The organism is Bradyrhizobium sp. Crot121, from assembly GCF_059512385.1.
The window spans coordinates 1-12,238 of sequence record NZ_JCAMOR010000129.1 but is presented as its reverse complement, the minus strand read 5'-3'; the positions used below and the strand labels follow the sequence as shown (position 1 = coordinate 12,238).

Annotated in this window: 13 protein-coding genes; 3 read left to right on the top strand and 10 right to left on the bottom strand. The window is 59.4% G+C overall.

Going from position 1 to position 12,238, the window contains the following annotated elements; genetic code table 11:
- The 3 genes from AC5ZGW_RS43525 to AC5ZGW_RS43515 all read right to left on the bottom strand — a co-directional run.
- On the bottom strand, window positions 1–890 hold an 890-nt coding region (locus tag AC5ZGW_RS43525), incomplete at its 3' end, for an IS4/Tn5 family transposase DNA-binding protein (protein ID WP_496114114.1).
- 218 nt (window positions 891–1,108) lie between these two features.
- Window positions 1,109–1,651: a hypothetical protein gene (locus AC5ZGW_RS43520; protein WP_130231968.1), complete on the bottom strand. Its 543-nt coding sequence runs from the start codon at window positions 1,649–1,651 to the stop codon at window positions 1,109–1,111.
- Window positions 1,652–1,941: 290 nt separating this feature from the next.
- A protein-coding gene (locus tag AC5ZGW_RS43515) for an IS3 family transposase (protein WP_463703288.1) occupies window positions 1,942–3,155 on the bottom strand; the annotation gives its coding sequence in 2 pieces (ribosomal slippage) (window positions 1,942–2,879 and window positions 2,879–3,155; 1,215 coding nt in all).
- A 632-nt stretch (window positions 3,156–3,787) separates the two neighbouring features.
- Here AC5ZGW_RS43515 and AC5ZGW_RS43510 point away from each other — a divergent pair.
- Window positions 3,788–4,060 carry a hypothetical protein gene (locus tag AC5ZGW_RS43510; RefSeq protein ID WP_130230723.1) on the top strand — a complete coding sequence of 91 codons (273 nt, stop codon included), beginning with the start codon at window positions 3,788–3,790 and terminating at the stop codon, window positions 4,058–4,060.
- Window positions 4,061–4,333: 273 nt separating this feature from the next.
- Window positions 4,334–5,425, top strand: coding sequence for an IS630 family transposase (locus tag AC5ZGW_RS43505; protein WP_130230725.1), 1,092 nt, complete (start codon window positions 4,334–4,336; stop codon window positions 5,423–5,425).
- Between the two features lie 818 nt (window positions 5,426–6,243).
- On the opposite strand, the gene sctO is transcribed toward AC5ZGW_RS43505, so the two are convergent.
- The 7 genes from sctO to AC5ZGW_RS43470 all read right to left on the bottom strand — a co-directional run bounded on the left by sctO (window position 6,244) and on the right by AC5ZGW_RS43470 (window position 10,909).
- A complete protein-coding gene (gene sctO, locus AC5ZGW_RS43500) occupies window positions 6,244–6,666 on the bottom strand; it encodes a type III secretion system stalk subunit SctO (protein WP_130230727.1) in 423 nt (140 codons plus the stop codon).
- Window positions 6,654–7,919, bottom strand: coding sequence for a type III secretion system ATPase SctN (gene sctN / locus AC5ZGW_RS43495; RefSeq protein ID WP_245475129.1), 1,266 nt, complete (start codon window positions 7,917–7,919; stop codon window positions 6,654–6,656). Before sctN ends, sctO begins: the two co-directional genes overlap by 13 nt.
- A 110-nt stretch (window positions 7,920–8,029) precedes the next feature.
- Window positions 8,030–8,656, bottom strand: a complete 627-nt coding sequence (locus tag AC5ZGW_RS43490; RefSeq protein WP_130230729.1) for a FliH/SctL family protein — start codon at window positions 8,654–8,656, stop codon at window positions 8,030–8,032.
- Complete coding sequence (locus AC5ZGW_RS43485; protein ID WP_130230731.1) at window positions 8,635–9,360, bottom strand: hypothetical protein; 726 nt, start codon at window positions 9,358–9,360, stop codon at window positions 8,635–8,637. Before AC5ZGW_RS43485 ends, AC5ZGW_RS43490 begins: the two co-directional genes overlap by 22 nt.
- On the bottom strand, window positions 9,357–10,133 hold the full coding sequence (gene sctJ, locus AC5ZGW_RS43480) for a type III secretion system inner membrane ring lipoprotein SctJ (RefSeq protein ID WP_130230733.1): 777 nt from the start codon (window positions 10,131–10,133) through the stop codon (window positions 9,357–9,359). The genes AC5ZGW_RS43485 and sctJ overlap by 4 nt, the downstream gene beginning before the upstream one ends.
- Before the next feature lie 6 nt (window positions 10,134–10,139).
- Entirely contained in the window at window positions 10,140–10,574 is a 435-nt protein-coding gene (locus AC5ZGW_RS43475; protein ID WP_130230735.1) for an EscF/YscF/HrpA family type III secretion system needle major subunit, read from the bottom strand.
- A complete protein-coding gene (locus AC5ZGW_RS43470; RefSeq protein ID WP_130230737.1) occupies window positions 10,574–10,909 on the bottom strand; it encodes a hypothetical protein in 336 nt (111 codons plus the stop codon). Before AC5ZGW_RS43470 ends, AC5ZGW_RS43475 begins: the two co-directional genes overlap by 1 nt.
- Before the next feature lie 909 nt (window positions 10,910–11,818).
- Here AC5ZGW_RS43470 and AC5ZGW_RS43465 point away from each other — a divergent pair.
- A complete protein-coding gene (locus AC5ZGW_RS43465; RefSeq protein ID WP_130230739.1) occupies window positions 11,819–12,091 on the top strand; it encodes a hypothetical protein in 273 nt (90 codons plus the stop codon).
- Window positions 12,092–12,238: the final 147 nt, after the last annotated feature.

Here is a 12,238-nt window from a genome sequence, read left to right as displayed (position 1 = left end):
ATCGGCGGCAGGACGCGAATCTTGCGATACCTGATCTCAAGAACGGCCTGGTCGGGATCGCCGTTGCTGTCTCTGACTTCGATGCGATGGAGCCCTTTGACGGCGACCTCGTCCATTTCGTCGGCGATCGTGTGATTCCCGTCTCCAGCCAAGCGGTCGACGCAGGTCCTGATCAGGAAATGAGTTCCGATCTCCTGTGCCGCGCAGAAAAGCTCGTAGATGTCACTCTCGCGATCGCCAATATGGATGCATCGTCCCGGATGATCCAAGAGTTGGGTAGACTGCTTGAGATTTTCCAACCATCGGACGCTTTCCTTTTTCTCGATGGGAATCCGGGTCGGATTGATCTTCTTTTTAAGCGCGGCCGTCCCCTTGAATTTCTTCCGGGTCCAGAACTTAACTGCCGCCAACCCCAGCGGCACCCCCTCGATTGTGACCGCGAGGCTCGAATGCATCAGGATGCCGCAAACCGTGTGCGATCTGAGGCGACCCGCCTTATCCCGTCCACTGTTTATGCTCTTGGTGATGCCGATCGCTTCTGACTTCTCGCGTTGATAGGTGAACTCGGTTGTATCGTGCAGCACAAGAACGAGACCTTCAGCGGCGGCACGATCATGTGTCGATTGGAAATGGCCGGCCAGAATGTCCGCTTCGCTGACCCGGTCATTAGAGAAGAACCGGTAGGCTGCCTTGGTATTCGCCCAATCCTGGCAGACGAGCGGAATGCTCTGTCCCATGGCGCTTCCAATCTGCGTGAGCAGCTTGCGGAATCTGTCGCCGAGCCGCGCGTCCCTAAACTCGCATCCACTACTCTCTCGATCAATCCAACATTCACCTTTCAAGGACCGCAAACTGCCTTTTGCCGATCGATCCCTTAATGTCAGCCCCATAGAGCACCCCTCGCGAATCAGGTGCTCAGCAAGGAATCACAAGTGATTCTTTCGATTCAAGATTTGGCCGATCGGCGGATCAGCCCGAGTGGTCAAAGTTATGGGTAATTGAAAGCTTCACCGGACGGATACGGAAGTCCGATCAAGGAAAGAACTGTGAGCCTGCAGAGAACGATCATTCAGGAATTGACGACACAGTCGCTAAAAAGAAACGACGACTAGACCCGCTTCCAGTAGTCCCGCGGTGTTTCCTCTGAATCGTCACGTGACCCCGCCGATTGAACCGCCCGATCGTCCGGCTGCCTTACGCCGATCGCCTGAGAGGCCGCCTCCGGGGCGCTACTGTAAGAATCACGAATCATCTTCAGCCCGTCGATGAGGGCTCCGTCATCTGGGAATAGTCCTTTAGCACGCGCAATCAGTGATCCATGATCTAGCGTACTGATTCCTTCGCCATTACGATTGAGCACTTCTGAAAACCTGCGAAGACTGCGGCAATAACGGTCAACGGCAGTCAACGAACGTCCTTTTTCAACGGCAGCATGAGTCGCGCGCTCGATGACACGCTTGTCGTCCTGAGAGAACGTATGACGTCGAGGACCGCGATGAGCTGAGACATCGGGCTCTCGATAGTTACGAAGCATGGTCAACGCGCGACGCATTCGAGGGCTTATCTCGAGGAACTGATCGGCGTGAGCGACCAAGGCATCGTGATCGAGTGCAACAAGGTTCTGGCCGCGCGCCCTGAGATTATTCGCCAAACTGAGAAGGACTCTCGTGTAATCACGGGCCGTGCTCCGTCCTATTTTCCCGCGTGCAACAGCTGCCTAGACCGCTGCTTGGATGAGGCTTTGATCCTCGGCAGCGGCCTGAGGACGATACCTCCGGACGCGAGTTGCGGATATTGCGCCGACTGCGTATGCGGTCTGGCGCTGCTCTGATTGTGGCTGTTGGTTGCTGTGCTGCAGGTGTGGAGTGAAATGGACCCGCGGAGCGGGACCGCTTGAACCGGTTTGTTAGTTGGAAACTGACCGCTCCTGATCCGTTTCTATCACGCTGCCAGAGTCTCTGTCTGCTGCAGTTGGTGTGGGCATGTGGTCAACGCGTCAGCGTTGTCCACCATGTCCACAGCCTTCGCGGCCTGCATCCGCTCGCGCCAAACCGCCATCGGCGTGCGATAGCCGTGCGCCTGATGAAGGCGACGATCGTTGTAGAAGGCGATCCAGCTCGCGACCCCTGCCTTGGCCTCGCGGCCGTCGGCATAGCCCTTGAGATAGATGTCCTCGTGCTTGAGCGACCGCCACAGCCGCTCGATGAAGACGTTGTCCATCCAACGACCACGGCCATCCATGGAGATCTTGATCCCTGCGCCCGCCAACGCGCCGGTGAAGGCCGCACTGGTGAACTGGCTGCCCTGGTCAGTGTTGAAAATCTCCGGCGTGCCATACTTCGCCAGCGCCTCGTCCAGAGCCGCCACGCAGAACGAGACGTCCATCGTGTTCGACAACCGCCACGCCAGAACCGCACGGCTCGCCCAGTCGATGATGGCGACGAGATAAAGAAAGCCGCGGCCGATGGGCAGATACGTGATGTCGGCCGCCCACACCTGGTTTGGCCGGTCGATCGTCATGTTGCGCAACAGATAGGGATAGATCTTGTGGCCCGGCGCCGGCCTCGTCGTGTTCGGCCTTGGTCCCAGCGCCGCGATGCCCATCTTGCGCATCAACCGCTGCACGCGCTTGCGATTGACCTGAAGCCCCTCAGCCTTCAGCATCGCGGTCATTCGCCGCGAGCCCAGGAACGGCCAGGCGGTGAACAACTCGTCGAGGCGCCGCATCAGGGCAAGGTCGTTGTCGTTGGCCGGCCGTGGCGGCCGGTAGACCCCAGAGCGCGCGATGCCAAGCAACCTGCATTGCCGGCGGATCGACAGCGCCATGTCGGCGCGATCGAGCATTCCTCGACGGTCCGGCGTGCTCATCTTCCGGACCTCCGCGCTAAAAAATCGCGCTCGACTGTCAGTTGTCCAATCTTGGCGTGCAGCTTCTCGATCTCGCGTTCGCGCGCGTCCTCGCTCTCCCGCCCGACACCCGCGTCAAAGGCCCGGGCCGCCTGGTCCAGCAGTTGCTTCTTCCAGGCATAGATCTGGTTCGGGTGAACCTCGTAGCGCTGGGCCAGATCGGCCACCGTCGCTTGCTCCCGCACGGCTTCCAGCGCGATCTTCGCCTTCAGTGCCGCGTCGATCTTGCGTCTCGTCTTCGTCGTCATCATGCGCTCCGTCTATCAAACGGAGCAGCCCCTTCCAACTAAGCAAGTGGTCCCAAAATCGGGGTCCATTTCAGAGAGACGTACGGTGATGGACTAAGAAGCGGAGTCGGTTCGTAAGCTGGGTGATGTGGCGGGTTGGAGTTCGATGCTTCGAACTCCCCCAGTGCGAGCGAGCTTGGCTGATTTGCACTGTCAGCTCGCGAGCGGGCTGATGGCACGCCTTGGCAAAAGTTTGCGGTGTTCCAACTTGCGCCTGGCAATGGACCTAGATGATCCGCTACCTTCAAACGTTTCGCCGCAGCAAACCTTGGCGGAGACTCGGAGGTGAGATCCTCCAATGGTTGCCGATACTCACGAAGCGCCGTCAGAGCCGGGCCAATCTTTGTCTTTTCGAAATCTGGTACAGTCTGCATAGCGTGAGCGGCCAACGCGTTGTGATCGAATGCAGCAATCGTTTGCCCTCGCGACGCGAGATCCTGCGACAATCTGCGAAGAACCCGAGCATAGTCCTCTGCGGTTTTGGGTTCCCATCTCCGGCGCCTAGCAGCTTGCTTGATCGCCTCGTCGATGAGCATCTCGTCATCCTCCGAGGGGAGTAGGCGCCTGAGAGGAGGTGGAGCACCGGGCTCACGATGATGACGCAGCCAGGGCAGAGCGAACCTCATGTGCCTGTCACTCGCGAAGAACTGTTTGACGTAATTGACCAGCGCGTCGTGATCGAGTGCAGCAATCCTCATGCCGACCGCTCCGAGATGGTTCGCCAGTCTGCGCAGCGCCGCAAGATAATCCGCCGCCGTGTTCAATCGCTGTATTCCTCGTCCAATGGCGGTCTGGATCGCCGCCTGGGCGAGGCTCAAGTCCTCGGGATGGGCCTGAGGATAATACCGTCGGGAGTCGATATCTGACACGGCGCCAATTGCGGACTCGGCCTGACGTTGCTGCACCTGCGGGTTGCTGCGGCACGGCGGAGCAGGCCGCCTGCCACTCTGGCTCCGATGAGTTGAATTGGCTTGAGTGAATTCCATCGAGTTTGCGCAGCTGCATGTGTCCCTCATGCGTTTGCAGGTGACTTGAGCGCTAGCTTCAGTAATTATATGCTGCTCGGCTAGTGTCCTGTCCCGCAAATAACTGGCATTAATTCTGCATCGTTCTCGCGATCTTGTGGGATGGAGATGGCGATGACGATAGGCAGACCCAAGGCAGATCTGGTGTTGTCGGATCAAGAGCGTTCGCAGCTTCAAACGTTTGCACGTAGCCGCTCGCTGCCCGCGGCGCTCAGCAGTCGAGCGCGCATTATACTGAGTAGTGCAGATGGCGAGCCCAACAATGCGATCGCGCAACGAATGCAACTCACCAATGCTACGGTCGGGAAGTGGCGGTCGCGTTTCATTGAGCGGCGCCTGGCTGGCTTGTACGACGATGTTCGCCCAGGCGCGCCGAGAACGATCGATGACGAACGCGTGGCGCAGCTGATTAGAACGACGCTGCACACTAAGCCATCGGATGGTTCCACACATTGGAGCGTTCGCTCCGTGGCTGCCGAAACTGGCATCTCCAAGACCAGCGTACAGCGTTATTTCCGAACGTTCGGCTTGCAACCGCATCGCTCTGAAGGCTTCAAGCTGTTCAATGATCCTTTCTTCATCGAGAAGCTGCGCGACGTCGTCGGGCTGTATCTGAGCCCGCCCGACAACGCTTTGGTGATCTGTGTCGATGAGAAGAGTCAATGCCAAGCTTTGGAGCGCACGCAACCAATGCTGCCCATGGGCTTCGGTTACGTCGAAGGCATTACTCACGACTACAAGCGCCACGGGACGACCACGTTGTTCGCAGCGCTGAATGTGATTGATGGGACGGTGCTCGCCAGGTGCAAGCCGCGTCATCGGCATCAGGAATTCCTATCGTTCCTGCGCGAGATCGATAAAGCGGTTCCCATGGGGCTGGATATCCACTGCATCATCCACAATTACGCGACCCACAACCACCCGAAGATCAGGGCTTGGCTCGCGATCAGGCCCCGTTGGCACATGCACTTCATTCCCACCTACAGTTCCTGGCTTAACCAAGTGGAGCGCTTCTTTGCGTTGATCACCGACAAGGCGATCCGCCGCGGCTCTTTCTCCAATGTTAAGCAACTCGTCCGGAACATCGATCACTTCGTCACGGCATACAACGCCACCTGCCAGCCCTTCCGATGGACCGCTACGGCAGACGCAATCCTCGAAAAACTGCATCGACTTTGCTCACGAATTACCGGGACAGGACACTAGCTTATGGCTAGCAAGTGAGCCGATTTGCCGCTGCGGCTAGCCTCCCGAACTAAGCGACATTGAGTATAGCATGCGCACGATTTGCGAGCGGCTATCAATTCGTTCACGGATGCGGCATAGAGATTAAAGAAGGGATGAATGGACCGGCTCGAGGATTTGGGTCGATGCAGCCGGTTTGATGGACTCCGCCGTGGGCTAATCCAACTTTGCATTAGAACTCCAACCGAGATAGCCCATCGTCAAGACCGTTGGGTGGTTAATTGAAAAAATCAGTTCTGGCATCGCTCCTCGTTCGATAAGTCCCCGCGCCGTGGGCTCTGTCTCGAGTGACGAAAAGAAGCCCTCCAGCGGGTCGTCTTGGACTTTGCCCCGGCTGCTCATGGTGGAGACAATGTCATTGTCGGCCAGCGGCTGGAACTCCTCGGTGGCATACGGCGGTCCTGGTTCGGATGCAGCAGCGCAACCGGCTTCCCGCCGCGTCGGATCGCCATTAATAGTGTATCCGCGACCAACCGGGCGATCATGCTCGCGCTCATCGACCAGCCCATGACTAGCCAGCGATGACGCTGCTCTTTCTCGCCAGCAGAAATGCTGAGAACCATTGGCGACGACCGGTTACATGACCGCAATGGCCAGTTTTGCCACCCAGTTCAGCAAGCGCGTCGCAAGCTCATCGGAGGGCCCCGATGGGTCTGTTCGCTGACCTCACAAACTTCTTACAGAGGCGCTACTACACAGAACTTCTGAGGCCTAACTGCCCCACAACGGCTGCACCCGCAGGGTCCGCTCCTTAGATCCATAGATCAGAGATCCTTCTCCTAGAGCGGGCCGGCGTTCAAGGCACGCACCAGATTGTCGCATTTCTCGAGCTCCCGATATGCCTTACGTGCGACGTTGTAGGCTTCCTCACGCGCCTGCCGGGCTTGTTCGGTTTCCGACAGTGCCTCCTCGAGGCGCCGTTCGAGCAGCCGTTCGTGGTCGTGCAGTGAGATCATCTTCGCCTTCGCCTCCTCAAGATCGTTGAGAGCGACGGTTTTGCCGATCAGCAAATCGTATATCTCGCGTTCCAGACGAGGCCGGTCTTGCCGCCATGTGCGAAGGATTGTCAGTGCCGCTTCGATAGCCGCATCGGATTTGTCGATGGCTGACTGCCGCACTCGTAGAGTCTCGTCGGCCCGGCGACTCCGCAATTTTCTCAACTCAAGCAATTGATGTACGGCCTTAGGAGTTATGCGAGGCACGTGGCAAGCTCCTGAAGCATTGCGTCGAAGCCAATTTGTTCACATCTTGGCTGTCGCAGGAACGCCCGTATGTTCTCTATCTTGGCGATAGCCGTATCGGCGTGCGGATCGGCTCCCTTCTTGTACTCGCCGACCCGTATCAATAGTTCCACCTCGTGGTATTTCGCTAGCAGGGCCCGCAGCTCACCCGCTAATTTCTCATGCCGCGACGACACGATAGCATTCATAGCACGGCTGACGCTTGCCAGAATATCGATAGCGGGATAGTGGTTCGACGTTGCCAAGGTGCGTGAGAGCACAATGTGGCCATCCAGGATGGAACGGATTTCATCGGCCAGGGGTTCGGTGACGTCATCGCCCTCGACAAGCACGGTGTAAAACGCGGTTATCGATCCACGATCGTTGTTGCCGGCGCGTTCCACGAGCTGCGGCAAGGTTGCAAAGACTGAGGGCGGGAAACCACGCGCGGTGGCCGGTTCGCCGGCCGCCAGACCAATCTGCCTCTGGGCGCGCGCAAAGCGCGTTACCGAATCCATGAGAAGCAGCACACGCTGTCCCCGATCTCGATACCATTCTGCGATCGCCGTCGCCACGTAGGCCGCCTTCACCCGCTCCATCGCGGAACGATCGGAGGTCGCAACGACAAGAACTGATCTCCGTCGCGCTTCTGAGCCGAGATCGTGTTCGATGAACTCCTTCACCTCTCGGCCACGCTCGCCAATCAGCGCTATCACTGTCACGTCAACCGCCGCACTACGCACCAGCATCGACAGCAGTGTGCTCTTGCCGCCGCCCGCCGCGGCAAAGATGCCCATGCGCTGGCCTTCCCCGCACGTCAAAAGACCATCGATCGCCCGTATGCCGACTGGAAGAGCGCGATCAATTATGCGCCGGGTCAAGGGATCCGGTGCCTCGCTTTGGACTGGCACGCGGGCGTCTGGAAGCAGGGGCCCATGAGTGGATGTGTCGAGAGGGCGGCCGAGACCGTCAAGCACCCGGCCAAGAAGGTTCCAGCCCGCGGGTGCTGTCAGAGGCTCTCCCATCGGGATCACCTCAGTGAGGGTAGAAAGCCCCTGTGTTTCGCCAAGCGGTGTTAGAATGGCGATGTCGTGCTGGAACCCGATGACTTCCGCGGACAATTCACAGTTGTTCTCGGGGTTGCGGAGCGTGCACAGGTCGCCTATGCGGGCGCGAGGTGCCGTTGCACGGATGATTGTCCCGACGATTTGAAGGACTCGGCCGCGGACGCGCATTGCCGACGTCTGCGCCACCACTGTGCGAGCAAGCTGGAACAAGCGATCGATGCCGTCGTGCGAAGAATGAATGGCGGTGACTGCCGTTGGCTGCTCGGGTCGCTCGGAAGTCACGTTGCAGAGGCCTTTAGGCTGCTGCGCAGGCCGGCTTCGATCGCCGCTAATTGGCTTTCGATCGTGGCGTCGACCAGTCCAGCATCGGTCTCAAGGATGCAGCCGGCATCTTTGACACGCGGATCAGAAATTACTTCGACGACGGCGCGCGACGTCGCCGTCGAGAGCAGTTCGTTCAATTGTCTGCGAACTGTTTCGACATGCGCCGGTGCCACGCGTAAGCGGACGAGGGAGCTATGACCTGTGAATTTGAGGCTATTCAAAGCGATCCGCACCGCCGCATCATCCGGCGCGATGGTATCGATTACCCGACGTGCGATCTGTAGGCCCATGTCGACAATCCGCTCTTGATTCTCCTCCATGATCCACAGAGACGCCACGGCGATCGCGGTCAAACGTTGTTCGATGGTCGCTTGCGCCGCTGTCAGCGCGGCTTCCTTGGCTGCCGTCTCGATCATCCCTGCGCTTTCGCGCGCCCCATCCACGAGCGCGTCCGCATCGCGTCGCGCCTGAGCGAGCAATTGCTCCGCGTCCACGATCGTCTGTGCGTTTTCTGCCGGCAGGACTCGCCCTGGGCCGAGGATGCGGACCCTGCCAGACGTCAGTTGAACCAATGCGACCATGTTGGCATCTTTTTGCGGGCCAGGCGCCGCATCGCACGAAAGGCATCTTCGCCGGCACTGTCGTCACGGCAGGCGTCCGCCACCACCATCCAGATCGCTGCAGGTCGGCGCAATCGTAGTCGGGCGCGCAGCCCATGTGGGATGGCGCCTATCGCAAGGCCGAACGTCGCCGCACCGCGGTAGAGGAATGCATTAGGCGCAGCCGGCATCTCGGAAGCGCTGACCGCGGACATCAGTTCGGCGGTCGGTCGCGGTAGCAGGGCGGCATGCGAAACGAATGCCAAGGCCTCTTCTCCGAGAACGGCGCGTGCCGCCAAAACATCGGCCGTCCGAAGAAGGCCGATGAGGCTGGACACGCCGGTCCAAGCTCCAGCGAGGCAGATAAGGCGTGCAGCGTCCGGCGTCGGCAGAAATGCGAGCCGGGTTCGTGGTGCGTTGCCGGCCGAAATAATCGCGGACGCTTCACCACCTTGGCCACGAAGCAGCCAACGTCCAAGCTTGACGCGAATAAACGGGTCGGACTGAGCGAGGTCCAGAGGCATCCATTCGGGCCAATCGAACGCTATTGTATCATCGAAATCGGCCGCAGGATCGGCGATGCAGCGCATCATCGCTCCCGCCCACGACGTATCAAGCCATTCATCCGAGATTGTTGCTGAGCTCATTGCGAGCATAGTCTGATTGTTCGCTTCGCCGAAGTTCATGACGCTGCCATACCGTTCCTATGGCTAAAGCGCCGCCGCCATATGAGACAGACGAGCACTGCATTGCCAATCAGCGATGCCGCCATGCCGCCGACGAGGCCGATCAAGAGGCGCGATGAGTCGCTACGTTCTGACGCCCCGGCAGTCACTTCCGTTCGACGAAGCGTGGTATTGTCCTGATTGGCCTCTACAAGGGCAACTGAGACCCGATCATAGGACACGCCCTTCAAGCTATTTGCGACCAGCTCCTTGATCTTCGGCACGACCTGATCGATCGGGGCACCGGGCTTGTAACGGACGAGCACAGCGGCAGTTGGCGGGGCGGGTGGACTACGATCGTCACTCGCGCTTTCCGGCAAGACCGCGTGCACCCGGGCATTGAGCACGCCGTCGATAATGGACAGAGTCTGCGAAAGCTCCTGTGTGACACCATAAGTGTAGCGCACACGCTCTTCTGTGTCCGATGAGATCATCCGGTCCTTCTTGAAGAGAGTGCCCATATCGGCGAAATGATCGCGAGGCCACCCGGCGCTGTCCAACACAGCCATGGCACGCGGCACGTCCTCTGTTGGCACCACGAGCGAGGTCGTGCCGCCGGTCTCGGCCGTCCGTTCCGCGTGGATGCCTTGCCGCAGAAGCAATGCAAGCATTTCGTTGGCCTCGCGCGCTGAAAGGTTGCGATAGAGCTCGATCTTCGATCCGCAGCCGACCAGCGTGAATAGCACCAGAAGTGCCACCGCCCGCTTCAATACAAAAACCACGCCCCGCGTCACCGTGGCTCATTGGCCGCTCAGGAAAGTGTCGAGAGCGTGGGTCGCCTTCCCAAGCACCTTGGTCACAGTGTCGTATTGCAGGCTCATAGCTGACAGCTGGACCTGCGCATCGAGCCACTCAGCCGAGCGGATGCTCCCCGCGTTCATGCCTTCGGCGGCCCTGCGCACGCCTTGCATGGATTCTGCAAAACCGGCGCTCAGTTTTTCCATGCCACTGAGGATATCATCGGAGAGGCGAGGAACGAGCGCCCCCCCTCCCTCCTCCGTCAGCTCGCCTCCAGCCATGATCAGCGGTTCGTCAGCTCGCTGCGATGGCACAGGCGGCTCGAGTGCGGCTCGAAACGCCTCGACGGATTCAGCCGATACTTTCGATGTGACTGGCATCTCGACCGCCAAAAAGGCTGGCCCTGTTTGCGGGAGGATACTACCTACGCTGCTCATTAGATGTCCTTTCCTGCGGTATGGGCTGGCTCGGTCTGGCCCAAGGCTGTGAGGAACCCCTCGAGGCCGGGCTCGCCGCTTGGCAGGCTCCTGAGCACAGTATCGCGTTCGCTTAGGCGTCCATTAAGCCCAAGAGCCACGGCCTGAAATGCCATCCCATATGCATCATTTGCTTTGGCAAGAGGATCGAGGCGTTCCAGCGCTGCTGCAACATCGCCTGCCGTCAGATCTGCGACCGCATAAGCAATGACACACTCCCGGCTGCCCGGCGCAATGACCTCAAGTCCCTTCGCGATCCGCCTCGCCCTCACCACGTCGCTCGTGACACAAGCCAAGAATGCCGTCTCCGTGAGACGTCGCAGGAGGCGGGAGCGGCTGTCGGGCGTCGCACAAGTCGACAACAAAGACATAGATGCCGAATCCCTTTCCCTAACCGAGTCATGTGTCGTTTGCCGATCATCCATGTCATGTCCTGCCACCGACCTCCGCCGGGAAAACATCGCGCCTGAGCTCCGAAAGGGCGCACGCTCGCAACACGTCCCGTGACCAAGCACTCACCTCGCCACCACATGACAAGACCGTCTGCCGAGTGGCGTTGCGCGCTGCAAGCGATCTATTCTCACGATGGTCTAATTCGGCGTCTCGCTCGGCGCCAATACAATACGGGCATGGAGTCATAACGGTAGCCTATGGATAGTGGCGCCCTCCGTCAGCCGCTCGGTCCGGCACAAAGTGTGAGCTGCTCGCGGCGTTTCGTCCAAGGCGACTGCAGAACCCAATCCGCCGTCAATGCGATCCTCATCGTTACCTGCTTAAGGCCAAAAATGCGTACGGCTCGGCGACGAGTTCTTGCCGAACGACTCATTTGACGCAACGACACGCATTTCCGGGTTAGCGCCACCGTCTCAAGCGCTCGCGCTGAGACGCACCGATCCATCGCGGGCGACTATGCCTTCATAGCGATCACGTATTTTGCGCCATGTGCCGCCTCTAGTAGTGACCTGCGGAGCGGTTGATCCAACCGGGACACGGAGGAATGCCATTGGGCCAGCTGCGGGAACGTTCTCGTCGTGAGGAAGGGGATTCTGGCACACCTTATCATCGGCAGACGATGCCTGTCGGTGGCCTTGAGCGGCCGGCCCCGAGAGCAGGTCGTTGCCCCTTGAGCGGGGCTGGTGGCGCAAGCGGTTTCGAATCCTGCAGGCGCTACGGTGCGTTGGCAAGGAGACCGTCTGGGAGGGGCAATGAACCTCGATGACACGATGGAGGCTGCGCGACAGACCATCGCACAGATGGATAGTCTCTTGACGCGGGCTCGCGAACAACTTGGCCGTTGTGCTTGCCCGTTGGGCGACACCACTATGAGTGCCGCTTCAATTTCTGCATTTGTCGCCGATCAGGACGAAGCGTTTCAAAGGGCGTATGCGCACGAGCAGGCGGCGCTCAGTCACATCCTGCCAGCCCCCCAATCAATGTCGCATGTTCCAAGCACCAAGCCGTCTCAACAGAGAGTGTGACATGATGAGGATGGCGGACGGTGAGCTATTGAATGGTGGTGATGCGACAGACACCGAACGGCTGGCACAGCTCGCCATCGACTTCGTGGCAGGGCGCGCGGACCTGGCTAGCGTCATTGGGATCACGGACGATGAGCTTGAGGCCTT

Coding starts and splice junctions, on each gene's coding strand:
- AC5ZGW_RS43510 (WP_130230723.1), top strand. CDS start 3,788: ATGATGACGCAGCCAGGGCAGAGCGAACCTCATGTGCCTGTCACTCGC.
- AC5ZGW_RS43485 (WP_130230731.1), bottom strand. CDS start 9,360: ATGAACTTCGGCGAAGCGAACAATCAGACTATGCTCGCAATGAGCTCA.
- AC5ZGW_RS43475 (WP_130230735.1), bottom strand. CDS start 10,574: ATGAGCAGCGTAGGTAGTATCCTCCCGCAAACAGGGCCAGCCTTTTTG.
- sctN (WP_245475129.1), bottom strand. CDS start 7,919: ATGCGCGTCCGCGGCCGAGTCCTTCAAATCGTCGGGACAATCATCCGT.
- AC5ZGW_RS43490 (WP_130230729.1), bottom strand. CDS start 8,656: ATGGTCGCATTGGTTCAACTGACGTCTGGCAGGGTCCGCATCCTCGGC.
- AC5ZGW_RS43465 (WP_130230739.1), top strand. CDS start 11,819: ATGAACCTCGATGACACGATGGAGGCTGCGCGACAGACCATCGCACAG.
- AC5ZGW_RS43505 (WP_130230725.1), top strand. CDS start 4,334: ATGACGATAGGCAGACCCAAGGCAGATCTGGTGTTGTCGGATCAAGAG.